Source organism: Rhizobium sp. 10N427 (assembly GCF_056394605.1).
On record NZ_JBFTID010000014.1, the window covers coordinates 16,101 to 40,873 of the forward strand.

Sequence of the window (24,773 nt, forward strand, 5' to 3'; positions counted from 1 at the left end):
GTCGATGCTCAGCCCTCTTCTTTGGAGGGATGAAACATGGATGGTTGGTTCAAAGGGCTCGTCGGAACGGCTTGCGTCGTTGTGATCGCAGCAGGCGCCTATTTCGCTTGGAGCGAATACAAGAGTGCGCAGGCGCAGGCTGCGCTCGAACGAGCTCAAGCAGCGCGCGCGGCTGAGACCGCGAACGCAGCAGCCGAAACGGCTCGCACTGAAAAGCTCACATCGGGTTATTGCAACTCACTTGCGACAAGTGTTCTCTCCAAAGTGAGCGGCATGGAATCGAGAACACCGGAAAGGCTTGACGATCTGAAGGAATGCGCCCGCCTTGACCGCTTCGGTTATGTGGAACGACGAGATTTGGTAGCAGCGAAACTTCTCTGAGACTCCACTCCCGCTCTTGAATAAAAGGGGCGGCCGAAGACCGCCCTTAATCGCACTCACCGCTTCACAACACGCCTGGCCTTTCCTCCCCTTAGGGACAGCTTCTGCTCTTCAACATCGGGGGTGTCCGCTTGTGTCTTCTGCCCCCCTGACTTGGTGAATATGCCGAGTACCGCTTGATCCATCTGCCGGATCACTGAAACTTCCCAAGGCGGGATCAGCGCGCCGGTCATGCGGCAGAAGCTCTCCATCTCCTGATAGGTAATTGGGTTGGTTGAGAAGCCTGACTGGCGTGTCGCGTGCAAGTCGCAGAACCAATCCCAAATGTATTCCAGATCTTCATCGAGCTCGGGCTCGGCATTTCGCCGACGCCTCGGCTGAAAGTATGCCCTCGCGAAATCGATCAGCTCTTCTGCGAGGGCATCAAAAAACCGGCATCTTCATTGGCCTTGGCATCGATTTGCTCGCCGATGAAGTCATATCGCTGCTGGCTGATGATGCTGATGACGCTCTCGGGCGTGGCGGGCACGTCCTTCCCGTCATTCTTCATGTTCCAGTAGGCGACGGCCGCCGCAATCAACTCATACGTCCGGCCCTCCACTTCCTCGATCGTGCCGACCTTGCGGGGGTTCCGCTTGTTCGCGACGATGGATGCATTGGTGATCCGGCGCTGAACGCGCTTTACCGCTTCCGACCGATATGAACGGACGCCGATCACCAGGCCAGTAGGCTGACCTGTCACGGGGTGCATGATCTCGACTTCCGAGACCTGCTCGAAGTCAAAGGTCTCGAACTGAGCTAGATCGAATGTCATGGGCGCTCCTTACGGCGTGATGTCGGCCGGTTCTACAGTGAGGATGTCGGTATTGATGCCGATCGCGAACGTGCGGCGGAGAACGTTGTCGCCTTGACCGACCTGTTTTCGAGCGGACATCACGAGGCCGCGGAAGTAGTCAACACTGTTGGAGTAGTCGGCGGTTGGCGCGTCCTCGTATTCGACCTTGAAATTATAGAGGAACTTCGTCTGCTCTGCGGCGCGAAGGGCGATCTGACCAGCATCAAGCGGGTCATCGCCAACCACAAGCGAGACAGTGCCGGCATCGCGTGCGCCCTTGAGATGACGAACTCGGCCATCGCCAAGAGACTGGAAGGAGACATCGGACGACTGATCGCCGATCTCGCCCCCATCTTCAACTTCGCCGATGGGCACCCAGGTCAGCGCTTCGAAATCATCGATCGCGCCAGCATCGGTGGTGTAGTCGATTGCAGTAGTGCCGCCGATGAACCACTTGGTTCCGGTCGCTGTGGTGATTGCCATAGTCTTCTCCTTGCTAAGACGCGTAGGTTTCGTACTCGATGGTGACAGGGATGGAGAACCACCCGTCGTTCGGCGGCTGAGGCTGTCCGTATGGCTTCCGGAAGATCTTCACCCCTACTCCGCTTTCAAAGAGCTTCAGGCCGAGCGGATAATGATCGATGATCTGATCCGCCTTCTCGTGAGGAACCTTGATCCCCGCGTTGGCTTTCGTGCTCATGTGAAGCGTGACCTGGAAGATTCCGCGATGCTGCTGCCGACCTGTTGCCGCAAGTGTTCTGGTGTTCGTCCGGTTGGGCAGGAAGTCTACCTGCAGATAGGCCGGAGGGAGCGGCTGCTCGGACGCAGGAAATTTAATGTTCGGCCAAGCGATAGGCAGAGAAGGCGTGAAGACCAGCAGCTGAAGCCGATCGGCAAGGGCCTTGAAGATGTTCGCTTCCACGCCTGCTGGCATTCGTGTATTCCCCTATGGATGTCCAACAAGCTCAGCGACGAAGAAGTCTATGACCGGCTGCATGACGCCTTCCTCGCCCTCGGCAAGGAACGGGCTGAAAGCGTGGCTGGGCAAACGACGATCGCCACTGCTCGCCTAGCGCTCGAGTCTTTGCAGAAAGGATTCCTAATGGCGCTGGAAAGCGGCGACGACAGGAACACCGCCATCATCGATCCTTCGAAGCCACTCGCGCCTTAGCCTCGTTGGTGGCTTCCTCTGTGAACTTCTGCCACTGCTGTGCAGCCAGGCGCGTCCAGGCGCGCGGCGGCTGATTGTAGTGGCGACCGAGAGAGTCCGTTCCGACAAACCCGAATTCGAGCCTGCGCGCATATTCCATCGTGTACGATGCGGTAATCCGATCGCCGGCGACGGCATTGGCGATCTGCAACTGCATGTAAGCCTCAGTATACGGCCCCAGGGCATCTTCTTGCGACTTATTGGGTGCCGGCGGCTCTTGATTGACCAGCACCACCAGTGACGCTCGCAGAAAGCCATCCCGGTAGGGCGCATTCTGCTGCATGTAGCTGATGACCTTCTGAGTAGAGAGACGGAAGACCGCGTTCACACGCTTTTCCGTCATCTGCACCCACTCATCGACCTGGTTGGCAAAGCGAGCCTGCCCGCGAGAAATACGCCCCGACCGGGTGAATACGCCAACGGTAGGACCGCGCGCCATCAGTCTAGCTCCGCCAGAAAGTCGATCTTGGTTTCCATCCAGCAGCGGCAGTTCACGCGTTCCTCCGAGCCGCCTTGCGGATCGCCTGGATGGGCCATGAAGCGCCCGCGCGCCGTCTGGAAAAGATCGTTGAACGCAATCGTCTTCTTATTCAGGTCGCGATGAGTGAAGCGCGTCTTCTCATCAATGAAGGCATGCCAGGTCTTGACCACGACTTCCGCTGAGACGCGGCCCTCGAAGATTGCCTGCCGCATCGAAGCCATCTGCCCCTTGTTGAAGGCGGCCATGGTCTCGGTTCTGGCGATCGTCTCGCCACGGAGCTGCAACAGCCGATCTGCGTAGCGTCCTGCCAGCTTCTGAACCGTAGCGGCGTCGAGCGGTTTGCCCGCTGCTATAGCTGCCCGGATCGTGGCATCGAAGCGCTTGTCACGGCGCCCCATTGAGAAGACCTTCTCCATTTCCTTGGGATCACCAGATAGAAGGCGCTCCCGCATTGTCTCGACATACCGCGCCTGAGGTGAGGTCAGGCCTATAACGCCGCCTTCGCGACGGCCGGTGATCTTGTTGACACGGCCGACGAGGTCGAGGGCCGTACGACGAGGCGCCCTACCCTGTGCGATGCCATCTGCCAGGGTGTCCCGTATCACCTGCAACTGATCGCTAGTGATGTTGGTGACAAGGGTTGAGCTACTCTGCCGAAGGTACTGCGCGGCCGATGGACTGCCAATGTCGAAGCGGAAGACAGCCGTTGAGCCATTGTTCTCGGTGATCTTCGGCACTTTGCGTGCCGCCTCATCGCCACCCGCCTCGAAGACATTATCCACCGACTTCTGCAGCGCCCGGAACGACGACGCATCAATGTTCAAGGCCCGAGCGGCATCCTCGATGTTTCCGTCTCGGATAGCATTCTCAAGCCGCAGCTCTATGGCTCGCTGCTCGGCGCGGCTGAGGCCGTTCAGCCTCATGATATCCACGCCCTCGTCGAACGCCTTCTTAACCGACGGTTCCAGGCCATCGATAAGCTGGCGGATGCGCGAGGCGGACTGAGGGCGCTTTGCCATCAGACGGCGGGCGCCGCCTTGGCGATCTGCTTTTCAGCGGCTTTCGTGGCTGGCTTGACCATGCCCTGCTGCTCAAGGGCTGCGGCCTTCAGTGGCGGCAGCATAGGCGTCTCTCCGATGCTGTAGCGCTCGAAAGGCAAGATGACCTCGACCTTGACGTACTTGGCGCGGGGGTTCGGCTTGTCGGTCATGCTCAAATCCTTCCTTGGACGATGAAAACCACGTTGACCTGACCATCGAAGTTGTTCGGATCGGTCGAGATAATGTTGAAATCGACGCCGCCGGCCGTGACGATGTCCCCTGGCTCAGGAACAATGGGAAGGCCGACAGACGAGATGTAGATTTGGCGATCGCCTGTCCTGATGAGCGATCCGTCGACGTATCGCTGGTCATAGGTCATCGGCACCAGCGTGGCCGGGTACACGCCTGGCGCCGGATCGCCGCCTTCTACGGGGTCAACATCGCCAAGGCGCTTGATGGTGCCATGCTGGCCGAACTCGGTGATGAGTTCTTCGGCAACAGCCTGCATTTCGGCATAATCGAAGGTCGCCATCAGCAGCCAACCGACCAGAGGCCGAAGCAGACAAGATCCTCATCCTTGAGGAACGGCGCCAGCATGCCATCGACGATCGAGATCAGCGGCGTGATGGCCGAAGCCGTGCCGTCATCTTTGGCCGTCTGGTATTCCTTCTCGATTTGGCCGACTTTCACGCGCTTGACCGCGCCGGAGGACGTTCCGACGGCCGACAGGCTGCCGGGCTTCACTGCCTCCTGATATGCCGCCTGATACGAGGCGTTGATCACAGCAATCGGTACCACGTCCGAAGGGATGAGCTTGCCGTTGACGATCGCGCCTTCGCGCGGCCACTGGCGCTCCTGGACAGGGTCAACCACACTGCCGAGAAAGCGGGAGCCATATACCGCATCGATATATTGGCTCCCGCGATTGCGCAGGACGGCTTTCGACGGAGCGCCCGGTGGCAGGACATAGCCGTTCTCGTCGAGCCATGCCTGAAACTCGCTATCACCGCCGTAGCCCGCCATAGGTCAGGCGTCCTTCTTGTGGAGATCGACGAAGGCTTCCTTGTCCTGCTCGGACATGCCATCGAAGCCATCGACATCGCCCTTACGGAAGCTCTTCGTCACTTCCTGGCCGTCCTTGGTGACCGCGAACCAGCCGCCGTCCTTTTCAACGACAGCATATGCCGACTGGTTGGTCACGGGCTCGCCGCCTTCCGCCGTGCCGCCGGACAGAATGTCGTAGCGACCAGCCCAGCCCTTCGGCTCTTCCTTGACAGTCATTTCGTGGCCGACCGGCATTTCCTTGCCGTCCTGACCGTAGATGCCGGTGGAGCTCAGTCCATCCGGTGCCTTCAGACGAATTTTCATCGGATCGGCCTCCTTGAGCCGTGATGATTGAGGAGTGGAGCGCCCCGCCCTGTTGGGCGAGGCAGCATCATCAGGTGCTGGTGGAGTAGAAGACCCCGGACTTGCCGTTGTAGTCCGCCCGGATTTCGAGGCCCATCGCGCCCATCTTCAGGAACTGGTAGTTCGCCGTCGGGTACTGGCGCGGCATTGCGGTCGTGTTGACTGCCATGCCGATCAGCGGACGGATGAACTCCGAAGACGGGACGAAACCGAAGAACTCGTTGCCCGAGAGCTTGAAGGTCACTTCGATCTTGCCGATGCGGCGGTTGGTCAGCAGGTACTGCAAGAGCGTGCCGCCCTTGAAGCCGTTCGCGCCGGAGTAGGAGCGGTCGAGGTTGCGACCGATCTCGGGCGAGATGTAGATGTTGACCTTGCCGGTGATGAGCTGGGCGTCGAGCATGGCGCCGAGCGTCTGGGTGAAGAAGGCATCGATCGCGTCCGACGTCGTCGACGGGGACGTGAGATCGATGTTCGCACCGGAAGCACCGATGTTGATGGTCTTCGCCAGCGGGTTGCTGCGGATGCCGGTGCCCGAATAGCCCTGGAAGACGATGGAGGTATCGCCGTTCAGGACGTAGTCCGCCTGATCCTTCTTGATCTTGGCGTTGGCCGCTTCTTCGTCATCAGCAATGGCGTCGAAGTTTTCCGACTGCAGCGTGTTCCACTCGCGCCATTCACGGCCGTAGCCGTCCTGGAAGATCGGAACCGGCGTGCCGCGGTAGGCATAGACCACCTTATCCATCGGAACCGGAACCTGGCCCGACATGGACCGGATGACCGGGTTCGAGGAGTCGGAAGCCACACGCGTCATGCTGACGAGCTTGCCGATGTTGATCGGACGAGCCAGCGCCATCAGGTCGCGCATGTAGACTTCGCCTTCGTCGTCGCGCAGAACGCGGCGGGTGATGCTGTCGATTTCGAGCCAGGCATCGCGCGGTAGCACTGCCGCAGCATTGGCGAGCGATGCCATATGCTCTTCCACCTGGTGGAAATGCTCGCGGTTGATCGAAACGTCGGCCCACCATTCCGCATGCGGGCGGGAGTTGGCGACGAGCTGTTCGTCAAAATAGCGCATCGGTTTCTCCTTACGCCGAAGCCAGGTTGCCCTTGGCCGCGCGAGCACGGACAAGCTGATCGGCACCTGAGGTGTTGTTGTATGCCTCCTCGGCAAACGCGACGATGCGGTTGCCGGTGGTGGCGAGGACGAACTTGCCGGCGGCGCTGGTGGTCAGCGCCGCGCCGCGGGTGACGTTGGTGCCGGTGGGCACGCGAACGTTGAAGAACTGCTCGTCGAGCATCTCCATGCCGATGATGCGGTCGTTGGCCGCCCATGCGTCATCCACGCCCTTCATCGCCAAGTAATTATCCTGGGCAATGTAGAGCTTTGCGTTGGATGCGGCGCCGGCCTGAGCGAAGGCCGAACCGGATTCGACCAACGCAGTGCCTGGCAGGATCGAGGCAGCGCAGAGGCGCTCCTGGACCTGCGGCAGGGTCTCGGAGACCGGACCCGCATAGATCTTGTTGTAGCGCGCCATGTTACTTGTCTCCCTTCGGAAGCTTGAAGCCCGGCTGATGATGACCGCCGCCGAAGGCGGAGTTCAGGGCGGCTGCCGTCTTCGGGTCTGTCTGCGAAGCAAGCGCGCGCAGGGTTGCCAGCGGGGTTGCCTTCGCCGTGGCCTCGTCGAGGATCTTGGCGTTGACGATCTTGGTGACAAGTTCAGCCTGCTCGGCGTCGTCCTTGGCCTTCTGGTTGGCAACCAGGGTGGCATGGGCATCGGTGAGCGGCTTGACAGCAGCATTGACGGCTGCAGTCACGGCGTCGGCGATGGTCTTGTTCATCGCCTCGTTCGGCTTTGCTTCCGAGAGGGCGTCAACCTTCGCGGAAAGCGCCTTGAGCTGTTCTTCAACAGTCATGTCGAGTTCCTTTGTGTTCGTGGATGGTTCCCGCCCGGAGCCGATGGCGTCCATGATTGCGGATTTCACTTTCTCCCAGACGCTGATGTTCTGTCGGCGCATGAGAGCTTCGACGAGGCGGGTTCCCGCCCAATCGATCTCCTGATCGGCAGCATCCGTCATGGCGGAGTTGACGACCTCAATCTCTTCGAATTCGCCCTTGGCGTTGACCAGCATGCCGACGCCCTGATCAGGCGTTGCGGCGCCGTCCTCGTTGAGGAGAATGGCATCGTGGTCGAAGACCATGGCGCGGGCGACACGCTTGTGATCTTCGGCGTTAACCGCTTCCATGACGGCCAGGAGGCCAGTCGAGGTGTGGATCGGGCCGCCGGCCTCGATTGCGGCGAGGACGGCCTTGCCGCCTTCCGACCGATTGGCAACCTCGACGTCGATCACCTTGTCGAGCAGCACGCGCCCGCCGTCCTGACGAACGTTCTCGTTCCATGCGCCGATATAGCCGATGTTCAAGCCTTCCGGATCGCGGGCAGAGACGAACTTGCCATTGACCAGCGGATGACCCAGAGGCGCCGGCGACCGGTTGAGCGTCTGGAAGCTCTTGGCGATCTCTTCGGCCGGGTACTTGATCCCGTTCATGATGATGTTGTCCGGCAGGGTTGCCGAAGGGACGATCACCACGTCGCGGCCGTTTCGCTTTTCCTTTCGGACAGCCTTCACGTTCGCCAAAGTCTTGACGTTCACACGCACCTGATTGGGCATGGGATTTCCTCTAGGTTTTGCTGCGATTGCGCAGCGGAACGAACCCGATCGGGCCGGTCTCTTCTACGGAGAAGATGTCATTGCCCGAGGCGTCGAGAAGGCCGGTCTTTTTCACCTGGCGATCTTTTTCAATGACGAATTCAGCGGTGGAAGCCTGCCCCCACTCGGTGAAGAATGTCCCGCCAGTGGTCACGTAGCGCTTCATGCTGCATCCTCTTTTCCAGGAGGCGTAACGGCCGCGTCGATCTCGTCGTCGGTCACGTCATCGCGGACCTTATCGGCGTCGCTCAGCGGCTCATAGCCGACCGCGGCGCGGATCTCCTCAGGGGTGAAGACCCACTCGTTCTGGCCGGTCTTCTGGTTGACGTCGGCCATCTTGTCGGCGCGATCGACCTTCTCGGACATGGAGGCTTCGGTCAGGTCGGCCCAGTCGATGAACCAGTCTTTCTCATCGAGGATGCCGACACGTTCGAGGCGGTCGATCAGCAGCTTGATGTTCGGAATCGTCTGGTTTGCCCGGCGCGACATGTTCGTCTGCGCCCACTCGTCTGCGTCTTCCTGGCTGGCGCGCTCGCCTGTCTGCATCCCGACAAGGATCTTCACCGGGATGTTCATCGAGGCGGCGAAGTCCTGAAGGGCGACCGCGTAGAAGTGCTCCGGCGACGGCAGGTTCACGCTGATCTGCTTGGCCTGCATGCCCATGATCATGAGCATCTGGTCGAAGCCAGCATTGTAGTCGGCGACCTGCTCGTTCATCTTGTCGGCAAGGTCTTCGACAGAGACGCCCATGGCCTTTGCCATCTCAGCGATCTTGGCTTCCTTGTCGACTTCGAAAACAGGCGCACTCTTGGCGTTTTTCCAGAAGCCCTCGCCGCCGGCGCCCCGCACCTTCTCCATGTCGACGAGAGAGTTGTAACCCGCCTCAAGCGCCGACGATCCGTTGACCGATCCATCCTTCGACCAGATGATGATCCGGTCAGGGTGGATCATGATGTTGCGAGGCTGCTGCTTGTTGGTATCGACCGCGGACTCGCTGAACTGGAACATCTTCGGCTGGCCGTAAGTCTCGGACGTTTCGACCGTATCCCATTCCGAGACGCGCAACTGGCCTTCCCATACCGGGATGATCTCGACGAGCGCTTTCAGGCCACCCGTGACCTTGCCCAGCGGCTGATTGAAGGCTTTGCCATCGGCGAAGCGCAGGATCACGCCCGAGTAGGCACCGACCATCGACATGCGATCGGCTTCAGCCAAGCGAGCCCAGACGCGGAGGTCTTCGAAGCGCTGGCGGATTTCCTTCTCTGCCGACGTTTCCTTCGCCGTGCCCTGCTGGGAACCATCACGCTCCTGCTCAAGGAGGAAAGGATTGTCCTGCCAGGTCTTGCGGACCGTCTTGTCGATGCCCGCCGCCGCAATCCCGTTGCGGGAATACATGCGGTACAGCTGATCGAACGACAGGCGATCGGGATAGCCGAAATCGCGGTAGTGGTCATGCTTGGGCGATACGCCCGGGAAGAACGCCGGGAACATGCTGTCGAGACGGCGCTGCACATAATTTGCGAGCCGAACAACTTGGTTCATCGGTTCTTCTTTCTCAGGAACATTGCAACGGACGGGCCGGTCGCGATGTTGACGTTGTCGGCGGCGATCACCGCGTCAGCGAGGTTGTGCGACTTCACGCCCAAGTCCTTCTTGAGCTTGAGCTTCGGCACGACCCGTTTCTTGCCCTCTGTCTCGACCCACCACGGGACGCAAAGCTCGGTGAAGAGCGCGTCCAGCTTTGCAGCGCCGATCTGGGACGAGAAAGCCAGAACGTCTTCGGGCTTGATCGGCTGGCCCCGCGTTACCGCATTGAAGGTGAGCATCGCCCGGCGAGCCGTGTTGGCCCATCCCTGCGCCTTGAGGTTCAGGTACTCGTTCTTGTTCAGCGGACTGTTGTCGTTCAACGGGTCACTTGGCTTATCGGGGTCCATGACCGCACCGCCGGCGTGAAACGCGAAGTGCTCAACTCTGGCCGTATGAACCTCGTTCTGCTCATCGATGTAGCCGCCAACGAAGGCGCCCACGCCGATCGTGTCGTATGAGACCGTTGCGCCGATATTCTTGGCCTTGGCCCAAACCCGCTTTGCGTTCTGGACGAGCTCGTCCTTGCCGGATGACCAGTCTTCCGCATCGACGAAGATGCCGGCGACCTTGTCGGCCGTGGCACTCTTGTCTTCGCCGTCATCTGCAGGGTCGAACCCGACGATGTTCCGCCCGGTCAGATCAAGCTTGAGAACGAGGTGAGCATCGACGCACGCCTCAAGCCATTTCCGCTTGAAGATTGATAGCTCGCTATCCCCAAGAGGCACGCCTCCGTAAACGTGCTCGAACTTCTCCGGGTTTCTCTCCCGCATCGCCGCGATGTCGCGCAGTGCCTTGGAGGAGAGGAAAGGGTTTTCGGTATAGTCGATCTTCCGAACGACGCAGTGCGGCGGCACGTTGATGACGAAGTTCTTCCAGACGTAGTCGGTGACCAGCTTCGGGTTGAACAGCAGGATCGCCAGGCTGTCTTCCTTGCGGATCGTTGGGCCGATGACGGTCCATTGATCCTCGGTCAGTTTCTCCGCCTCTTCCACCCAGAGGATGTCGACGTCGGACGTGCCCTTGATGTCCTCAAGGTTTCGCTCGATGCCGTAGAAAATGAATTCAGCGCCGGTGCGCCGATGGATGATAGTCGTCTTCTGGACGTCGAAAGCGGCTTCAAGCCCGAGATGAGCAATCGCCCATTTCAGTTCGGTATAGACCGAGTCCTGAATGCGGTTCTGAAATCGGCGGATGCAGAGAACGCGCATCCGGACGCCGACATGATCGACCAGTCGCACCAGCTGGCACGCCGTGTCTCTTGTCTTCGAGCTGGATCGCCCGCCATGGAGGACGGCAATGTCAGCCTGCCCGAGAAAAACCTCTTCCCAAAAATCGTGGAGTGCGGGGTTAGTGAGGTGGATGGAAGCGTCTAGCTCTTTTCGCTGCGCAGCACTTCCCGCCATGTTCTCGTCTCGGTCTGTATAGGTGCGCCGTCCTTGCCGGTGTGCTCGTGCTTCTCAATCACGAAGCCGAGCATCTTAGCCAGATCGACCAGCGCGCCCTTCTTGTCATGAAGCTTGAACTTCACCCGGCGTACGTCGCGGGCGTCTTCGCCCCTACCATCCTTGAAGTCTTCGACCGTCACCTCGGAAAGCGCCGCGGCCTGGTCTCGCGTCAGTCCAGAGAAGTCGAGGTAAGGGTCGCCGTCGGGCCCTGCCCTCATGTAGTCCAGCATGTTGGAGAAGCCGATCTTGGCCAGCTCATCTACGATGCGGTCCTTGGTGATTTCCAGCCTCTCAGCGACCTTCGACTGCTGCTTTGACAGCTCTTCCTGCACCACAACATTTGACAACAGGCGGCTGCCTTGCTGCTGGGCTGTCTTGGCGCTGTATCCGGCCCTGATTGCCGCTTGCGTTGCGTTGAGGTCGATCAGATACTCTGAGACGAACCGCTTCTGTTTTTCACTCAGTGCGGGCATTGAACGACCTTGGAGCAAGCGATGGAAAATATAATCGGCAGGATCAACAGCTTGAGCGACGAAATGGTGACGATCAGCCAGCGAAAGAACAATCCTGCTGGCTTTATGCACGATCGCATGATGCAGATGATCGCGGCACAACAGGCTAGGCTCACTGACGACTACGAACTGGGATTGCTGGTGACGGGTGGAGCTTCTCCAGCCTTTCACTTGCGCAACATCAGCTACTCAAATCCGGACATCCTGGTCTTCATAGGCAAAGACGCCGATGGGAACTTAGTCCAGCTCATGCAGCACCATTCACAGATGAGCGTGCTCTTGGTCGCCATGCCAAAGCTCGAGGAAACCGCCTATCGAATTGGCTTTACGGCGAAGTGAGGTTCGGAATGGGGTCAAAAGAACCTGACGACTTCGTCGCAGTACCTGGGACGAAACTTCTTGAGGCGATTGGCACTGTCGCGGTGAAGTGGTCAGCACTCGAATTTCAGATAGACAACCTTCTGTATTGGGCGTCGGATCCAAACGGCGAAGACATAGCAGCCTTCATTAATAGCAAGGGGTTCCAGCAACGATGCGACAAGCTCAAGTCGATCTTGAGAAGTGACCACGGCGACAAGCTCGGCACCCGTGGACTTATCGAGCTCATTGACAAGGCTACAGGGATGAAGAGCGAGAGGGAACAAGTCATTCACGGGATGTACATCGACCCTGCATCCTCGAAAACAAACGCGGACGCTATACTGATCACATTGAAAGGCCACAAACAGAAAACCGAGTGGCCAGTAACTCGGCTTCGTGTCTTGCAGACGGCCAAAAAAATAGACCAACTATGCAACGCAATATTCTTGCATTTGTTGAACCACGGCAAAGATATTGGTGGCGGGACAATTTGGCCGATCACTTGGCGACACAAAGATCGGCTTGAACCTTAAGCATTACAGCGTCCGCCACAGATCTCGGCCTGGCGGCTCGTAATAAGCGCAGCCGATCGCAGCGCAGCGATAAACGCGCCAGCAACAACGGCAGCGATGATGAGGAGCGTACGGCGAGTTTGCGACATGACGCTCCTCATCTCGTTTACTTGCTGACCTTATCGAGGGTCAGGCTATAGACGGCGCCGGGTTCGAACTGCTCGATCGCGCCGGGATTGGTGATGGTCATAGAGAGCTCGCCCTGCGGCGTGTACTTTGACCAGTCGCCGTTTCCTTCCGGCAGGCCATTCAGGTAGCCACCGAAGGCGGCCGCGAGCTTTACCTCGACACAGACCTGATCCGGCTGGCTGGTGGCGTGGTGGTTGATCTGCTTCACATAGAACATTGCTTGGACGGACATTCGTCTTCTCCTTTGTTGGTCCGGTACCGCCGGACGCGGATACGACAAAACCCGCCTCGGGACGCCGGGCGGGCTGACGAGACGGCTTCCACGCCTCTCCGGGTACAGTGCTCCCGGTGCTTTCCTGGCGGCTTCAGCAATGACGCCTGCCACGGTCTTGCCGCTGTGTGCACCAGCGCGGCAATGTGCTTGACCGGCCCGAGAGGGCTACCGTCGAGCGCCGTAGCGCTTCTGCATTTATGCTCCTCGAAGCTTGGCTTTTTAATTATTTCGCCAACCTTCAATTTACCCGTGGCTCAACTTTGGCTTGCGTTCCCGCATGATCGAGGCATCCTTTCGGGATGCCGACACACCGCTCATTTCCGCGCCCACGATACCAAGTGAAGCAGGCGACGCCGCTCTTCTCGATGAAGGCATTCTATCTGGCCATCATCACCGCGAGCGTGATTGGCTACGGTGCCGTCGATGCGGTCGATCTACTCGGCCCAACATTAGCGCTGAGTGGTGTTTGCAACATCAAGGGCAACATCAGCATCCAAAGCCGCGAACACATTTACCACGTGCCAGGCCAAGAATATTACGAAGAGACCAAGATTTCCCCCCAATACGGGGAACGGTGGTTCTGCTCGGAGGCTGAGGCGCGCGCAGCGGGCTGGAGACGCGCGGGCCGCTAGAAGCATTTTAAACGATCTCTGCAATCAAAAGGCCGCCCCGAGGCGGCCCGGTTGCTGCTCGCTACTCGCCGAGGCACCAAACCTAAGCGGCGCACTGTGGAACAATTGCACACTCGCGAAGTTCGCAGGTCATGGAACCGACAAATGACCCCATTCAAGAACCAGCGAACACCGAGGCTGGGAGAAACACCAGGCTCAGCGCCGGGCGCATAGGCGTTGCCATTATCGCGATAGTCGGCGGCTTAGCGTTCTTGCTTTACCTGTTGATTATCATTTGGGCGGCGCTTGGCGGGCCGATGTTCCCCCGTTAGGGGCGAAAATAGAAAAGCCGCCTGAAGGCGGCTTGCGTGGGTAATCGCTGATCGCAAATCACCACCATATCCACTACATATCGTGGAAGGTTTACCTTGACAACACTGCAGATGGTGAATTCTGTGGTGATTTTCGCTTCTGAAAGCCCCAATGCACAGCCAAATCCTCTAATGCGTCTTTCAGGTAGTCGGCGAGCGTATGCCTGGCGCGCTTCGACGTTCCGATCTCGGCAATCGTCCGCCCCTCGCCTGCCACCTTGCTGACGACATCGTAGTGACGGCGGCCCAGCAGGTCTCGGCATCCCTTGAGTTGGATCCCGGCGTCAATCTGACGGTCAGAGATGGGCTCGCGCGCGCCACCCCCGTCAACGGGCTCCCTGCTGTAGTCGAACGAGCCAGCGCCTGCGCCGCCGAGTGCTTCCCAGAGGCGACGAAACTTGATGGCTGCTTCGACCTGGTGCGGCTCAAGGTGTCCCTTCGCTGCCATCATGGCAACCGGGCTTTCGCGAAGGTTCATGGCCGCGGTAACTGTCTTCGGGTTTCCCGATGCTCCGGCATGCCGCTTGCTGTAATGCGGGTTGTCGATCTCAATCAGCTTCACCTTGGAATGCTGGTTGCCGAGGCCGGCGAACTCGCTCGTGTTCGCCACCGGAAGGCCTTTGAAGGTCCGGGCCTGCTTCTTGCGCGTCTTTTTCAGTTCCGCCATTGGTGTTCCCTCTCGTGAGCCGCCGCTCGTTATCGAAATTTAGGGTGGGTGATCGCCGCGAGGATCATGTCCATGGCGATCATCTTGTTGATGTGCTGAGACCGGCCGATATCGACGAAAGCCTGAACGCCTGACGGTAGGTGCGTGACACGGAGCCCGTGGTGGATTCCAAGTGCTGGCCGCCGCGCTCGTGGATGCCGGGAATGGGCCATACCTCGATCTTGATTTCATCGGCCGGAATGTCGCTCATCGCACGACCTCGACGACCCGGCCGCCGCCCATGAACAGCTGCTCGGCCCTAGCCCGTGCCGCCGTCACTGGCTTCACCATCTCGAAGGTCTCGCCGCGGATTTCCCGCCCGTTCATGAAGGCCAGCATGTGCTTAAGGCATTCGGCCGCCGCCTCGCCTTTGGTGTGGAAGACCTTCGGCTTGTCACCTGCATCCATCACCGGAGACGGGTGGCTGTCGCGGCACAGCCTGATCATGGCCCAATATTGTCCGCCCGGTAGGCGACGCGGGAAAGCTGAGTATTTGTTCACGCCTCACCTCGCTGAGCTTTGACCTTGCGGACGGCATGAAGGACTGTCGTATGGTCGCGATTGAACAGCCTGCCAATCTGAGGCAGAGACAGATCCTTGCGCTCATCATAGACGGCCACCATGCAGGCCTGCCGCGGCGCGACGAGTTCGCGCGTCCGGCGAAGGCTTTTCACGTCGGCCCATGTCGTGCCTGGGTAATCAGCCAGGACTTCCGCCACGATATCCGGTACCGGCCGGCGGTGATCGGCTGGTTCATCGCCAACGTCATTGATCGCCAGCAGCATTTCGGCTTGAGACAGGATACGAGCCTGGGCGTCGGCGAGGTCGAGTTCTAACCGCTGGAGCCTGGCTTCGGTCTGGCGGTGGTGGCTTTCCCGGTCGGCGACGAACCGAAGGCTGTTTTGCGCCCGCGTCAGATCACGCTTCAGCGCCGCGTTTTCCTCGCGCAGCTCACCGACGAGAAGCGCATCGGACAGTGCCTGAGCCGTCGCGACGTTCACGGTCTTTTTGTCGCCACGCGCTATCCGGTTTCGGATCTCAGCATAGTGCTTGACCTGGGCTGCCAGGCCCGCTTCCGGGTGGAACTCTCTCGCTAATACGTTCATCTGAAGCTCCGTTCTGATCTCGCCAACTCGGCGGCGATGTATTCTTCTCGGGTTTGATGTGTCTGCAGGTGGGATAGGCCGCTGGCCTTCGGAGGACGCGGGTCGGGCGGCTTGGCCGGCTGGTCTTTCCAACGATCATCGGACAGCCATCTCACCGGTGAGCACCATTGGCGATCATCGGTCTTGGCGGCATAGGCCGCGACACCGGCCATGATCTCGTTGAGATTGGCGCGCTTAATGGCTTGGGAGAAAGCCTTCTCCGCCGATGGCCTGCCGGTCTTGTTCGGGTAGGCATCCCAAAATCTTTCGAAATCAGGATTGGCTTCGGGCGCGCTCGCGTCTTCCGAAGGATCTGTATCTGTCTCTGTATCTGTTGTTGCAGACGCGTTCGCTTGCGTTCGTTTGCGTTCGCGCCACTCTCTGGCGCGTTCTGCCGCGCCGTCCTCGCGCTTTGGCTGACGCTTTTCCCAGCTGGAAAATCTGCCATCGGCGATCATGCCCTTATCGGCCATGGCGGAGACTATCGCCTCAACTTGCTCCGGCTCGCAGCCATAGAAGTAGGCCAAGCCCTCTGCGTCATATCCTGCGATCGAGCCACGATCCGATGCCTGAGACGCGCGATCCATGAGCGCCCAAGCGACGGCGACGGCGATTCCAGGCGCTACGCCAGCACGGCGTGCAATGCCAAGCCACTTCGGATCAGTCGGCGCGCCATGCCATGAGCGGAACCAGTCGTTCATTGGACGACCTCCATCCAGACGGCGTAAGGGAGATTGCTCTTCGCTAGATTGCACTCCTCGCAAGCGACACAAAGATTATCGGGGTCGTGCGTGCCGCCCAGTGACCAGGGCTCCTTGTGGTCGACATGGAAAGGCCCTGACGTGCTGCCACAGTAGGCGCAGACGTTGCCATCCCGCGCCAATACTTCGCGGCGCTGCGAGAATGGCGCTCTGCGATTGGTTCCGCGCCCTATTAGTCGGTCAATCTTGCTGTACCGTCGGGCGATGTTGTTGAATGGCAACAACAACCGCTCCCGGCTCTCTTCCCACTGCTCGGGCGTCAGCTTGGCGATACGGGCGATGACGCGCTCGTTCTCCGGCAAGTGCCCGTTCTGCCAGTAATGCATGATTAGCAGCAGGTAGGCGCCGTGCTCTGTCGCGGTCAGGTGGCCGGTATCAGCAAGATAGTCGGCGATGTGGAGGGGCATCCATGCGCGGTTGCTCATTTCCACACCTCGACGTCGATGTTGTATGCTGCCTTGATGATTTTCCGGACGCGCCGGAAATCGCGGGTGATGACGCCCTTCACGTCGACGACGCGGAATCGTCCGTCCTGGTCGTGGTCGATGAAAGCGAAGTCGGCGCGATAGGTGCCGATGATCTTGCGGTTGATGATGAGGTTGAATTTGCGCTGGCGCTCGAAGCCGCTGATGCGCCCTGCCCGCTCAAGGAGCTTGAGCTCGCCATAGACTTCAGCCTCGCGCTTGCTGTCGAAGGTGATACCATCGACCGTCGTCTTCTTGGCGCCGTACTTGTTCAAGCGCGTCGGCTTCGCGACAGCGGCGAGATATTCCTCGCGGGACAGGATCTCGGTCATGCCGACCTCCTGGCTTCTGCCAGCCGGCGACGCTCCACATACCGCCTGTCGAGCTCACGGTTGATGAGGCGGTCTGCTTCCAGGAGCGATATGTCGAGAACAAAAGCGATGCGCTCCACATCAGGGCCATGGAGGACGTAGGCTTCAAGGAAGGTCATAGGCGCAGCCCCCGGCCTTTAGTCGCATACGCATCAGGGACCTCAGTCCGATAGCCGGAACGAGCAGGCTGCGTATTTCATCATCCACGACGACCACGCGTGAGGTGACAACATGAGCGACGATCTGTGGGACAAGCCAATCGAATTGATGATCGAAAACACCGACCATTTCCGGAGCGTCACCAGCACGCGGGACGCTTTGGCGTGCCTCATGAACTCTTGGCCCACAAAAGGAGGTAAATCCTTCTCCGCTGCTCGGCGAGTCTGTCTCGCCGCGATCGAGGGGAAGGTCCCCGGTCCGAAAGCAAAGGCTGCCTTCATTCTCGCGGCCGAGGAAGCAGGAATCCTTAGGCGTTGATCGAGTTTGAGCATCCATTGACATCATGCGGCAACCTCGTCGAACTTCGTCGCCTCGTTTCCGAAAGAATGCCAGCCAGCGCGGCTTTCGCGAGAGAAGACATCCGCGCGGCGCGCATGGGGCATCACGCGATCGCAGAGGGCATAGAACTCGTCAGGTTTGCGGCTGTGCTCGCGGGCAATGCCGTCGAAGAGGGTCTGGGGAATGACGGCCTGCTTCGGATTGCCGAGCGTGGCGACTACGACCACCTCGCCTGTGGTCCTGACGCGATAGCCTGTCCCCATGCGGACTTTGCCGGCGGCGGTGATTTTTCTCCAGACCAGCACGGACTTGTACTCGAAGCCCCACGCCTTGACGCATTCGATCGCCAGAGGAAGTTGCGGAGCCGTGGCCCAGCAGTAGAGAAGGCAATTCATGCTGGCGAGCTCGCCGACCGGCAAAGCCAGGATATCGACGTCAGTCATCAGCTCGTATTTTGCCAATGCCGACTTCTTCGCGCCTTCCTTGCTGTAGAGGTCAAACCCCCACGGCGGATCGATGACGATCATCTCGTAGTGAAGCGGCAATAGAGGATCGAAGAACCAGCTCATGCCGCCTGCTCCCTCTTCGCCAATGCTCTCGCATACGCCGCCTTGATCTCCTCGAAGCGGGCGATGTCGTATTCCTTGGTTTCGATCTCGTGCTGAGGACGAGGACGCTTTGACCCCTTGCCGTGGTCGTCGAGCCAGGTCATGGCGGAGGCGATGCGGCGGTCTAGCCAGGCGAGCATTTCCTCTGGAGGCGTCATTCCGCCCCCTGACGCTTGCGGCGCAGCTCACTGACCTTCTGGTCCACCCGGGCCATATTCATGAGGACCGGCTTCAGCTCCTCCGGAGCCTCATCGTAAGCCATGACGCGGGTAGCTCGGCCACCATTCAGCCGAGGCAGCACGCCGCGAGGAATAAGCGTCCAGTTTGACGGGTCCGTATTCAGCCGGTTGCCATCGACCGCTTTCAAACACATGCCTTTCGGCACTCGCCCGTTCAACTTCTCCCACAGGTGCAGGTGCTTTAGAACGTACCGACGCTCGTAGCCCGTATGTGGGTTTTCTTCGTCGACGCTGATCTCGACGTAGCCGTCTTTCGAAACCCGCTCATGGCCGAGGTACTTAGTGTTGTGAGGCAACCCGCCGCGCTTGAACTGCGTCTTGCGAGCGTTGGGATGCTTCCCGCCCTTGCCAGGCTCACATGGCACGCCCTTGTTGAAGGGTGTGCTCCCCTTAGCAAAATGTCCGGTACGGCCAGTTTTCCAGCCCTTGCGCTTGCGCAGCGCGTGGAGATTTCCCGCTGAGACATCGTACCGGTCAAATTGCTGGCAGAAGGCGCCGTGATAGTCGCTGATCGGCAGAAGGCGCTTGGCTTCCAGCCAAGCCATCTGTTCGTCAGTGTATTTGATCCATGTGCCTTTCACTTGTCGCTCCCGTCCGTGATCGCCTTGCCCTCAAGGGTTTCAGGCTGACGGAAGATCGTTGGAAGCATGGGCTTGAAGCGATCGCCGTGATTGGCAACGAGCGTAGCGGCCTTGAGCGATAGGTCCGAATTGCGGATCAGCTGCTCGCTCACCGCCACGATTGCGTCGGTGCGCTTGACCTCGCTTTCGATCTGCTCGGAGGTCAGGTTCTCGTCGCTGAGGCGCTCAAGCTGCGAAAACAGGTGATTGTTGAGGTCGATAAGACGATTTTTCATGCTGCTTTCCTCGCTTCGTCGCGCAATTTCATTGTTTCTTCGGTGACGGAAAGGTGCTGCCCTTTGCGCTTGAACCAGCCATCCTCAATGCCGTGGATCGCAACCCACACACCCGCTTCACCCTGATATTTGATATTCGGCGCAATCCCGCCGCTGGTGCCCCCGGGCCAGATTCCGTCTCTAAGGAGACTTTCGCGGCTTCTATCTTCAGGCTCCACGCAATCGAAGTTTTTGAGGATCGACCGAGCGTTCTTGATCGACAGAGACCCCCATTCAACATGAAGCTGGGCGGCCTTAAGGATCGAGTCCCGCTCAGTGAATTGCGCGGTTCTCAGTAGATCTTCCCAATGCTTGTTCGTGCACAGGTCTACGGCATGCCACCATGTAGCGAGGCCCGTATAATGGTGGTTCGCAAACTCATCCCGCCACTCCGGACGAAATCCCGTCCTACGCTCTATGTCGTCGAGGAAAGCTGCTACGTCGGCATCTTCTCGCAGGAGCGGATGGCGGAGGAGGATAACGCTTTGCCCACCCGTGCCTTCTGTTCCCTTCAGCACCGAAACCGGGAACTGAAACAGCCGAGACGGCAGGCTCGTATCGCGGTGATTGGTGATGCCGCCGTTGAGGTCGAGGATGAAATCATTCGGGACCAAACCGGAGCTTATAATCGCGAGCCGCACATGATCGATCGCCGGGGGCGGCGCTGGCGGCATCATCAGATCGAACATGGAGAGCTGCTGCATCACTCACCTCACACAAGAAGAGGCTGAACGGAGCCGTCAGCGAAGACGGCATCCATTGGCGTGTCAGCTGTGGGCTCATCGCCATCCCAGCCATTCGGCCAAGTGCCCAGCGAGATCAGCTCACGGATCCGCGCCTCTTCCTCAGCATTGATAAGGTCGACGTGAGGACGGCCAAGGCGGTCGGCATCGAGATTGATCTCCGACTGGATCGACAGGATGCGACCGAGCGCCATCAGGCGAGCTTCGAAAGTCAGCGGACCCATCCGCTGCTTGTTCTTGGCAGTGGCAATGTCGCCGTTCTCGTCTGTGCCAGTCTTCTTGAGGCGGTTGCGCGGCTCGCGGAGCTCACGATAGAGCGGCTTCAAACCGAACAGCGGCGAGATATACGACCAGAAAGGAACGCGAACGACGGTCTCAAGCCCCAGATCGCGCGCGGCGAGCGGGCATCCGTTGCATCCTGTCCTGGCATTGATCTCCTGCGCCTCGTCGCCTCCATAGGCATCGACGACAGCCGACGTGTCCCAAGCGCCATACTCTTCCATGCGGGCATAGATCTTGAGCCAGTCGAAGACGTTGCAGACGCGCCAGTGAAGGATTGGCGCCAAGGTGGCGATTCTTCCACGAATGCCTTTAGCTTCCGGAACCACCTGCTGATACCACCCCTGGCCGCACTCGGCTCCGTCCTTGCCGCAGGACATGGCGATGCGACCGTCGCGGATGGCGCTTTCGCCCTGACGAACGCCGGTGATCATCAGAATAGATCCGTCGAGCTCATTGATCCGACGCTCAAGCGCCGCTGTCATCGGGTCGACCTTGATCTGACGGGTGCACCAGCGGAACGTATTGTTGTTCGGCGGAGGAACGCCCCTGCCGAGCATATAGACGAGGAAGCGCTGATCCATCGGCGCGCAGACGGTTTCGCAGTGAATGCCGCGCGCGCGGAGCCGATCGAGCAGGCGCTCAGCAGCGATTGCAAGCGGCGGAAGCTCCATACGGGTATCAGCATAAAGAACGCTGATAGACTTCGGAGCCGCGAGCCGGCCGGCGTCGATCAGATGAATGATGACGGTCAACGTGGCGGTGCTGTCTTTACCTCCGGAGAAAGCGAAGACCCAGTGATCGTGGGCCGGGCCGTATGCCTGCATCGACTGAAGCGTCATTTCGACTGCCTCGTCGTACACAAGACGCTTGCTACCCTCGAACAAGGTTGGCTGACGAATGCTCATCTCAGTCTCCCATGATCCATTCGGCCCGATCGGCCCACTTATTCGCTCGACGGCGCCACCGATCGGCCAGCCACGCGCGCATCGAAAGCGGCAACCTTTTTGTCCAGCGCAGCCAGACGGGCGCGTAATTCCTGTTGCTCACGGTGAGCCTCCTCGATGATCGCTGCCTTGAGCGCTTCCATTTCCTCAGCGTCGATCCGGCGGGCTGTTCCCTCCCGGATCGATCGAATTCTTCTCGGCGTCAGTTCTTTCGAGACCTTCGGGCTGACGAAGCGATATGCCGCGAATATCGCTCCCTTGACCGAGCCGTAACGGCTCTCCGGGAAGGCCTCCCTCAAAAGGTTTTGTGCGTAAAATGCGTCAGTCATGACCTTGGCCCTGTTTGCCAATTCCTTGTCTTTGTTTGACAACACCTTGTCTGGCTCCTGTGCGATCTGTGCTCCTGTTCACGGAGACTTTCAGATGCGCCGGAGAGATGATGATCACGACCAAGGGTTTGGCCCTGGCAGGCTTTCGCCCTTGGTCGCCGGCCCGCCGTCTGGGCATGCCGTAATTCCATTCAATCGCAGGGCGCCCGTTCCGCATTGCCCTGCAGACGACGGCACTCCGCCGGTGTCGTCGTCACCCCCTTCAATCGGGCCTCTCGTTCATGCGGTCGTTATGAGGATCGCGAACAAGAGGACTTTGAGAATTCAGGCGATCGTCCCGGCTCGGGAGGAGGACAGCCGGGACGATCGATGACGGGCCGGAGGTGTTGCCCGTCAATCGCGGGTGACGAAGCCGAGAACCTTCGCAGTTAGGATCGCCAGCGGGACAGACAGAAGTGTCCAGGCAGTGAAGCCGATGATGATGGTCATACCGCCCTCGCCTTCAGCGCAGCCTTCCGGCGCACAATTTCCTGTTCAGCCTCGAAGCGATTGCGTCCGGAAACGGAGCCGACATCCGGGTCATTGATGATGACCGTTCCGTCGTGGGTCGTGATCGCGCTCAAACGAGACACTTCAGCATGGATATCGAGGGATGATTTTGTTTCGATCATGCGGCATCCTCCGTATCGAGAACCGAAAGCTCGTAAGCCTCGCTGTCCCGAGCGCCGAAGATTTCATGCGCGCTGCTGACCGTGTAATCAGGGATGCCGCGGCGACGAGAACTGACGATGCCTCCTGTCATGCCGGCGGCGCGGCGCGTGGACCGCTGCGTGAAGCGCGAGAAATGCCTGCCGTGCGAGTTGGCGAAGTAGACCAGCTTACTGATGCCGCGCTGGTCCGCCTCGACGCGAAGGTTCATGGCTATCTGCTTGCTGCTCATGCCAAGCTCGATGCCAGCGTCGATCTGTTCAAGCCGCTGCGCGTCGGTCGCGCGATCCCACCAGGTGCTCATGCTGCTTCCTCCTCGTGTTCGTGCGCCTTGGCGGCTCGCTTGCAGGCGAAGCAATGATTGCTCCCGTAGCCGCCGCAGTTCTCAGGGCGAAGGCAATGTGGTCTGAGAGGTTTGGCCGGAGGGTTACTAACGGTCCCGCCGGCCGTGTTCGAGGTATCTGCGCGCACCGCGCTGCCATCTACATCGTCGCCTCCATGCTGTTCGAGGTCGGTGGCTTCGCCTTGAGAGGCCACGTCGATGGGGTCAGACGACGACGGTTCAACGTCAACGACGTTCGCAAGTCCGGCGCTGCCGTTCACTTCAGCGATTGCATCGTCGTCCGATGGGGAATTGGTGGCGGGGAGACTACGTGCGTCGGCCTCCCCTACCGGTGCAGCGGACGCATCCGACTGCTCCTTGCCTCCGGTACGGCAATCGTCAGTAAAGCCGACCGTCGAGGAGTGCTGACGTTCACTGTCCTCATCGGTCCTACCAGCCGGATCACTGGAAGCAGCAGCTATCGCGCCGGTTGCCCCCTCCTCGACGTTCGCTACGGGATTGGTACGGACGATCTCGACCTCAATGCCGAGGGCCGCGCTCAGCGCACCGGCAAGGCCCTTCTCCCTGATCGCCTTCTCGCGATCGACGAACTCGCCGGTGATCGGGTCGAAGTCCTCGTCGGCAGAAAAATTTTTCTCGTTCATATTCGACCAGCCGAGCATGCTCGCGTAGTCGGTCGAGAACCCGGCCTTGTCCAAAATCTTCTTGACGCGCTTGCCGTTGCCAGTCTCGTCGCGCTCGTCTTGGATCTGGGCTTTGATCAACGCCTTGAGAGCGGACCAGTCGCCGCCAGCGTTGGCCACGACATCGCGCAGGCCTGCAATCATCTCGGCGTCGTCGAGCTGGCGCTCGATGATCGGCCGGGCTTCGGATACGATTTCCTTGAGGGTCTTGGAGGAAAGCATTTACGCGGCCCTCTTCGTGTTGACAGCAAGGAATGGCGGGAGGCTGCGCTCGCTCGACGCTGGATCGAAGAACCATTCACCGCTGATCCGGAAATCTTGATATTGGCGATGCTGCCACTGCTCATCGAGCATTGTCCCAACGATCAAACGGGGGACGAGAAGCCGAAGCTTAGCCTTCGATTCCACGTCCTCAAGTCGCTGCCGCACGCGGCGCGAGAAGCCTATCTTCATCACGTGCGGATAATCTGCCAAGCGCGCAAGGTACACGTGCCCAATGTGCCATGGCTCCATGACACCAACAGTCAGCAGCATACGTTCGCTTACGCGAAACCGGTAATGCAGCGCCTCTTCCATGCCGATGCTTCCGATCTTAGCCAGACGAAAAGCGGCACCTCGGCAGCCGGTGATCCGCTCGACGGTGGGCACGGAGCGTTGGTCAATCACGCGCGAGGTCAGACCATGTTTGCTCTGATACCAAAAGGTCGCTCTAGCGAAGCAATAAGCCCATCGCTGTTCGCAAGAGGAAATGCTTTCGGCGAATTTGGCACATTGCGTTGCCATGGCATCCTTGCTGAGGACGGATGCGTTTGCGCTGATCAGTTTCTCGTCGGCGGTCATGCTGCGACCTCAGCCGTCTTGAGGGCTTCAAGCACCTTTTGTCGTGTCGACGTGCGTGGCTCGCGACCGGCGCGAAGCTGGAAGACGAAAAGGGGATCGCTTGCAAAGCGCTTCCCGAACTGCGTCGGTGTCATCGAAGTCTTTTCGATGAACGTCTCAATTGTGGTTTTGAATTCGTCTAGCTCGCTCATTCCCTATCGATAGTAGGAAATTTCCTGCTTTGCAAGAGGAAAATACCTATTGGACGTAAGAATAGGAATCTGCAATCGGATTTTTATGGACGAGCTAAG

General features: G+C 59.4%; 44 protein-coding genes. 6 read left to right on the forward strand and 38 right to left on the reverse strand.

Annotated features, from left to right (window positions below; genetic code table 11):
* The first annotated feature begins 36 nt into the window (after positions 1 to 36).
* Positions 37 to 381 carry a hypothetical protein gene (locus tag AC1DIJ_RS23755; protein ID WP_112388064.1) on the forward strand — a complete coding sequence of 115 codons (345 nt, stop codon included), beginning with the start codon at positions 37 to 39 and terminating at the stop codon, positions 379 to 381.
* A gap of 56 nt (positions 382 to 437) precedes the next feature.
* Here the strand turns inward: AC1DIJ_RS23755 and AC1DIJ_RS23760 are convergent, their stop codons facing one another.
* The 4 genes from AC1DIJ_RS23760 to AC1DIJ_RS23775 are packed head-to-tail and all read right to left on the reverse strand — an operon-like array spanning position 438 to position 2,150.
* Positions 438 to 788: a phage tail assembly chaperone gene (locus AC1DIJ_RS23760; RefSeq protein WP_477831651.1), complete on the reverse strand. Its 351-nt coding sequence runs from the start codon at positions 786 to 788 to the stop codon at positions 438 to 440.
* Complete coding sequence (locus AC1DIJ_RS23765; protein ID WP_477831584.1) at positions 785 to 1,195, reverse strand: hypothetical protein; 411 nt, start codon at positions 1,193 to 1,195, stop codon at positions 785 to 787. Before AC1DIJ_RS23765 ends, AC1DIJ_RS23760 begins: the two co-directional genes overlap by 4 nt.
* 9 nt (positions 1,196 to 1,204) lie before the next feature.
* Positions 1,205 to 1,699, reverse strand: coding sequence for a phage tail tube protein (locus AC1DIJ_RS23770; protein WP_112388062.1), 495 nt, complete (start codon positions 1,697 to 1,699; stop codon positions 1,205 to 1,207).
* A 13-nt stretch (positions 1,700 to 1,712) separates the two neighbouring features.
* Positions 1,713 to 2,150 (reverse strand): phage tail terminator-like protein, encoded by a 438-nt coding sequence (locus tag AC1DIJ_RS23775; RefSeq protein WP_477831585.1) that lies wholly within the window; start codon positions 2,148 to 2,150, stop codon positions 1,713 to 1,715.
* An 18-nt stretch (positions 2,151 to 2,168) separates the two neighbouring features.
* On the opposite strand from AC1DIJ_RS23775, the gene AC1DIJ_RS23780 reads away from it, so the two are divergent.
* Positions 2,169 to 2,387: a hypothetical protein gene (locus AC1DIJ_RS23780; protein WP_112388060.1), complete on the forward strand. Its 219-nt coding sequence runs from the start codon at positions 2,169 to 2,171 to the stop codon at positions 2,385 to 2,387.
* Here AC1DIJ_RS23780 and AC1DIJ_RS23785 read toward each other — a convergent pair.
* The 13 genes from AC1DIJ_RS23785 to AC1DIJ_RS23845 all read right to left on the reverse strand — a co-directional run bounded on the left by AC1DIJ_RS23785 (position 2,356) and on the right by AC1DIJ_RS23845 (position 11,568).
* Positions 2,356 to 2,865 (reverse strand): HK97 gp10 family phage protein, encoded by a 510-nt coding sequence (locus AC1DIJ_RS23785; RefSeq protein ID WP_112388059.1) that lies wholly within the window; start codon positions 2,863 to 2,865, stop codon positions 2,356 to 2,358. The genes AC1DIJ_RS23780 and AC1DIJ_RS23785 overlap by 32 nt on opposite strands.
* Positions 2,865 to 3,926: a phage minor head protein gene (locus AC1DIJ_RS23790; protein ID WP_477831586.1), complete on the reverse strand. Its 1,062-nt coding sequence runs from the start codon at positions 3,924 to 3,926 to the stop codon at positions 2,865 to 2,867. Before AC1DIJ_RS23790 ends, AC1DIJ_RS23785 begins: the two co-directional genes overlap by 1 nt.
* Positions 3,926 to 4,117 (reverse strand): hypothetical protein, encoded by a 192-nt coding sequence (locus tag AC1DIJ_RS23795; RefSeq protein ID WP_477831587.1) that lies wholly within the window; start codon positions 4,115 to 4,117, stop codon positions 3,926 to 3,928. The genes AC1DIJ_RS23790 and AC1DIJ_RS23795 overlap by 1 nt, the downstream gene beginning before the upstream one ends.
* Positions 4,118 to 4,119: 2 nt before the next feature.
* Positions 4,120 to 4,479, reverse strand: coding sequence for a hypothetical protein (locus AC1DIJ_RS23800; RefSeq protein WP_477831588.1), 360 nt, complete (start codon positions 4,477 to 4,479; stop codon positions 4,120 to 4,122).
* Complete coding sequence (locus AC1DIJ_RS23805; RefSeq protein WP_477831589.1) at positions 4,479 to 4,970, reverse strand: DnaT-like ssDNA-binding protein; 492 nt, start codon at positions 4,968 to 4,970, stop codon at positions 4,479 to 4,481. The genes AC1DIJ_RS23800 and AC1DIJ_RS23805 overlap by 1 nt, the downstream gene beginning before the upstream one ends.
* A gap of 3 nt (positions 4,971 to 4,973) precedes the next feature.
* Entirely contained in the window at positions 4,974 to 5,315 is a 342-nt protein-coding gene (locus AC1DIJ_RS23810; protein ID WP_477831590.1) for a hypothetical protein, read from the reverse strand.
* 70 nt (positions 5,316 to 5,385) lie between these two features.
* The gene (locus tag AC1DIJ_RS23815) at positions 5,386 to 6,429 is read right to left on the reverse strand and encodes a major capsid protein (RefSeq protein WP_477831591.1); all 1,044 of its coding nucleotides are present in this window, start codon (positions 6,427 to 6,429) and stop codon (positions 5,386 to 5,388) included.
* A 10-nt stretch (positions 6,430 to 6,439) separates the two neighbouring features.
* A complete protein-coding gene (locus AC1DIJ_RS23820) occupies positions 6,440 to 6,889 on the reverse strand; it encodes a hypothetical protein (protein ID WP_477831592.1) in 450 nt (149 codons plus the stop codon).
* 1 nt (position 6,890) lies between these two features.
* Complete coding sequence (locus AC1DIJ_RS23825) at positions 6,891 to 8,024, reverse strand: hypothetical protein (protein WP_477831593.1); 1,134 nt, start codon at positions 8,022 to 8,024, stop codon at positions 6,891 to 6,893.
* 10 nt (positions 8,025 to 8,034) lie between these two features.
* Positions 8,035 to 8,229 carry a hypothetical protein gene (locus AC1DIJ_RS23830; RefSeq protein ID WP_477831594.1) on the reverse strand — a complete coding sequence of 65 codons (195 nt, stop codon included), beginning with the start codon at positions 8,227 to 8,229 and terminating at the stop codon, positions 8,035 to 8,037.
* Entirely contained in the window at positions 8,226 to 9,605 is a 1,380-nt protein-coding gene (locus AC1DIJ_RS23835) for an anti-CBASS protein Acb1 family protein (protein ID WP_477831595.1), read from the reverse strand. Before AC1DIJ_RS23835 ends, AC1DIJ_RS23830 begins: the two co-directional genes overlap by 4 nt.
* Positions 9,602 to 11,053: a PBSX family phage terminase large subunit gene (locus tag AC1DIJ_RS23840; RefSeq protein WP_477831596.1), complete on the reverse strand. Its 1,452-nt coding sequence runs from the start codon at positions 11,051 to 11,053 to the stop codon at positions 9,602 to 9,604. Before AC1DIJ_RS23840 ends, AC1DIJ_RS23835 begins: the two co-directional genes overlap by 4 nt.
* A complete protein-coding gene (locus AC1DIJ_RS23845; RefSeq protein ID WP_477831597.1) occupies positions 11,020 to 11,568 on the reverse strand; it encodes a terminase small subunit in 549 nt (182 codons plus the stop codon). Before AC1DIJ_RS23845 ends, AC1DIJ_RS23840 begins: the two co-directional genes overlap by 34 nt.
* Before the next feature lie 21 nt (positions 11,569 to 11,589).
* Between AC1DIJ_RS23845 and AC1DIJ_RS23850 the strand changes: the two genes are divergently transcribed.
* Both AC1DIJ_RS23850 and AC1DIJ_RS23855 read left to right on the forward strand, forming a co-directional pair.
* Positions 11,590 to 11,946, forward strand: coding sequence for a hypothetical protein (locus tag AC1DIJ_RS23850; RefSeq protein WP_477831598.1), 357 nt, complete (start codon positions 11,590 to 11,592; stop codon positions 11,944 to 11,946).
* Positions 11,947 to 11,954: 8 nt separating this feature from the next.
* A complete protein-coding gene (locus AC1DIJ_RS23855; protein WP_477831599.1) occupies positions 11,955 to 12,500 on the forward strand; it encodes a hypothetical protein in 546 nt (181 codons plus the stop codon).
* 145 nt (positions 12,501 to 12,645) lie between these two features.
* On the opposite strand, the gene AC1DIJ_RS23860 is transcribed toward AC1DIJ_RS23855, so the two are convergent.
* A complete protein-coding gene (locus AC1DIJ_RS23860; protein WP_477831600.1) occupies positions 12,646 to 12,900 on the reverse strand; it encodes a hypothetical protein in 255 nt (84 codons plus the stop codon).
* A gap of 341 nt (positions 12,901 to 13,241) precedes the next feature.
* Here AC1DIJ_RS23860 and AC1DIJ_RS23865 point away from each other — a divergent pair, with 341 nt between their 5' ends.
* Positions 13,242 to 13,574 carry a sunset domain-containing protein gene (locus AC1DIJ_RS23865; protein ID WP_477831601.1) on the forward strand — a complete coding sequence of 111 codons (333 nt, stop codon included), beginning with the start codon at positions 13,242 to 13,244 and terminating at the stop codon, positions 13,572 to 13,574.
* Between the two features lie 402 nt (positions 13,575 to 13,976).
* On the opposite strand, the gene AC1DIJ_RS23870 is transcribed toward AC1DIJ_RS23865, so the two are convergent.
* The 8 genes from AC1DIJ_RS23870 to AC1DIJ_RS23905 form a co-directional block, all read right to left on the reverse strand.
* On the reverse strand, positions 13,977 to 14,591 hold the full coding sequence (locus AC1DIJ_RS23870; protein ID WP_477831602.1) for a hypothetical protein: 615 nt from the start codon (positions 14,589 to 14,591) through the stop codon (positions 13,977 to 13,979).
* A gap of 79 nt (positions 14,592 to 14,670) precedes the next feature.
* On the reverse strand, positions 14,671 to 14,841 hold the full coding sequence (locus tag AC1DIJ_RS23875) for a hypothetical protein (protein WP_477831603.1): 171 nt from the start codon (positions 14,839 to 14,841) through the stop codon (positions 14,671 to 14,673).
* Positions 14,838 to 15,077, reverse strand: coding sequence for a hypothetical protein (locus tag AC1DIJ_RS23880; RefSeq protein ID WP_477831604.1), 240 nt, complete (start codon positions 15,075 to 15,077; stop codon positions 14,838 to 14,840). The genes AC1DIJ_RS23875 and AC1DIJ_RS23880 overlap by 4 nt, the downstream gene beginning before the upstream one ends.
* Before the next feature lie 50 nt (positions 15,078 to 15,127).
* Positions 15,128 to 15,736, reverse strand: coding sequence for a helix-turn-helix domain-containing protein (locus AC1DIJ_RS23885; protein WP_477831605.1), 609 nt, complete (start codon positions 15,734 to 15,736; stop codon positions 15,128 to 15,130).
* Complete coding sequence (locus tag AC1DIJ_RS23890; RefSeq protein WP_477831606.1) at positions 15,733 to 16,476, reverse strand: hypothetical protein; 744 nt, start codon at positions 16,474 to 16,476, stop codon at positions 15,733 to 15,735. Before AC1DIJ_RS23890 ends, AC1DIJ_RS23885 begins: the two co-directional genes overlap by 4 nt.
* Positions 16,473 to 16,961, reverse strand: a complete 489-nt coding sequence (locus AC1DIJ_RS23895; RefSeq protein ID WP_477831607.1) for a DUF1376 domain-containing protein — start codon at positions 16,959 to 16,961, stop codon at positions 16,473 to 16,475. Before AC1DIJ_RS23895 ends, AC1DIJ_RS23890 begins: the two co-directional genes overlap by 4 nt.
* Positions 16,958 to 17,332: a DUF1064 domain-containing protein gene (locus AC1DIJ_RS23900; RefSeq protein ID WP_477831608.1), complete on the reverse strand. Its 375-nt coding sequence runs from the start codon at positions 17,330 to 17,332 to the stop codon at positions 16,958 to 16,960. Before AC1DIJ_RS23900 ends, AC1DIJ_RS23895 begins: the two co-directional genes overlap by 4 nt.
* The gene (locus AC1DIJ_RS23905) at positions 17,329 to 17,490 is read right to left on the reverse strand and encodes a hypothetical protein (RefSeq protein ID WP_477831609.1); all 162 of its coding nucleotides are present in this window, start codon (positions 17,488 to 17,490) and stop codon (positions 17,329 to 17,331) included. The genes AC1DIJ_RS23900 and AC1DIJ_RS23905 overlap by 4 nt, the downstream gene beginning before the upstream one ends.
* Positions 17,491 to 17,602: 112 nt before the next feature.
* Between AC1DIJ_RS23905 and AC1DIJ_RS23910 the strand changes: the two genes are divergently transcribed.
* Complete coding sequence (locus AC1DIJ_RS23910; protein WP_477831610.1) at positions 17,603 to 17,848, forward strand: DUF982 domain-containing protein; 246 nt, start codon at positions 17,603 to 17,605, stop codon at positions 17,846 to 17,848.
* Between the two features lie 23 nt (positions 17,849 to 17,871).
* Here the strand turns inward: AC1DIJ_RS23910 and AC1DIJ_RS23915 are convergent, their stop codons facing one another.
* From AC1DIJ_RS23915 to AC1DIJ_RS23970, 12 genes are all read right to left on the reverse strand, one after another.
* Complete coding sequence (locus AC1DIJ_RS23915) at positions 17,872 to 18,438, reverse strand: MT-A70 family methyltransferase (RefSeq protein WP_477831611.1); 567 nt, start codon at positions 18,436 to 18,438, stop codon at positions 17,872 to 17,874.
* The gene (locus tag AC1DIJ_RS23920; protein WP_477831612.1) at positions 18,435 to 18,635 is read right to left on the reverse strand and encodes a hypothetical protein; all 201 of its coding nucleotides are present in this window, start codon (positions 18,633 to 18,635) and stop codon (positions 18,435 to 18,437) included. Before AC1DIJ_RS23920 ends, AC1DIJ_RS23915 begins: the two co-directional genes overlap by 4 nt.
* Positions 18,632 to 19,297 carry an HNH endonuclease gene (locus tag AC1DIJ_RS23925; protein WP_477831613.1) on the reverse strand — a complete coding sequence of 222 codons (666 nt, stop codon included), beginning with the start codon at positions 19,295 to 19,297 and terminating at the stop codon, positions 18,632 to 18,634. Before AC1DIJ_RS23925 ends, AC1DIJ_RS23920 begins: the two co-directional genes overlap by 4 nt.
* Entirely contained in the window at positions 19,294 to 19,572 is a 279-nt protein-coding gene (locus tag AC1DIJ_RS23930) for a hypothetical protein (protein ID WP_477831614.1), read from the reverse strand. Before AC1DIJ_RS23930 ends, AC1DIJ_RS23925 begins: the two co-directional genes overlap by 4 nt.
* Positions 19,569 to 20,315, reverse strand: a complete 747-nt coding sequence (locus AC1DIJ_RS23935) for a hypothetical protein (RefSeq protein WP_477831615.1) — start codon at positions 20,313 to 20,315, stop codon at positions 19,569 to 19,571. Before AC1DIJ_RS23935 ends, AC1DIJ_RS23930 begins: the two co-directional genes overlap by 4 nt.
* 8 nt (positions 20,316 to 20,323) lie before the next feature.
* A complete protein-coding gene (locus AC1DIJ_RS23940; protein WP_477831616.1) occupies positions 20,324 to 21,541 on the reverse strand; it encodes a phosphoadenosine phosphosulfate reductase domain-containing protein in 1,218 nt (405 codons plus the stop codon).
* Between the two features lie 38 nt (positions 21,542 to 21,579).
* Entirely contained in the window at positions 21,580 to 21,909 is a 330-nt protein-coding gene (locus AC1DIJ_RS23945; protein WP_477831617.1) for a hypothetical protein, read from the reverse strand.
* Positions 21,910 to 22,394: 485 nt separating this feature from the next.
* Entirely contained in the window at positions 22,395 to 22,580 is a 186-nt protein-coding gene (locus AC1DIJ_RS23950) for a hypothetical protein (RefSeq protein WP_477831618.1), read from the reverse strand.
* The gene (locus tag AC1DIJ_RS23955) at positions 22,577 to 22,921 is read right to left on the reverse strand and encodes a hypothetical protein (RefSeq protein WP_477831619.1); all 345 of its coding nucleotides are present in this window, start codon (positions 22,919 to 22,921) and stop codon (positions 22,577 to 22,579) included. The genes AC1DIJ_RS23950 and AC1DIJ_RS23955 overlap by 4 nt, the downstream gene beginning before the upstream one ends.
* A complete protein-coding gene (locus AC1DIJ_RS23960) occupies positions 22,918 to 23,865 on the reverse strand; it encodes a hypothetical protein (RefSeq protein WP_477831620.1) in 948 nt (315 codons plus the stop codon). Before AC1DIJ_RS23960 ends, AC1DIJ_RS23955 begins: the two co-directional genes overlap by 4 nt.
* Positions 23,866 to 24,483, reverse strand: a complete 618-nt coding sequence (locus AC1DIJ_RS23965; protein ID WP_477831621.1) for a hypothetical protein — start codon at positions 24,481 to 24,483, stop codon at positions 23,866 to 23,868.
* Positions 24,480 to 24,674, reverse strand: a complete 195-nt coding sequence (locus tag AC1DIJ_RS23970; protein ID WP_477831622.1) for a hypothetical protein — start codon at positions 24,672 to 24,674, stop codon at positions 24,480 to 24,482. The genes AC1DIJ_RS23965 and AC1DIJ_RS23970 overlap by 4 nt, the downstream gene beginning before the upstream one ends.
* Between the last annotated feature and the right edge of the window lie 99 nt (positions 24,675 to 24,773).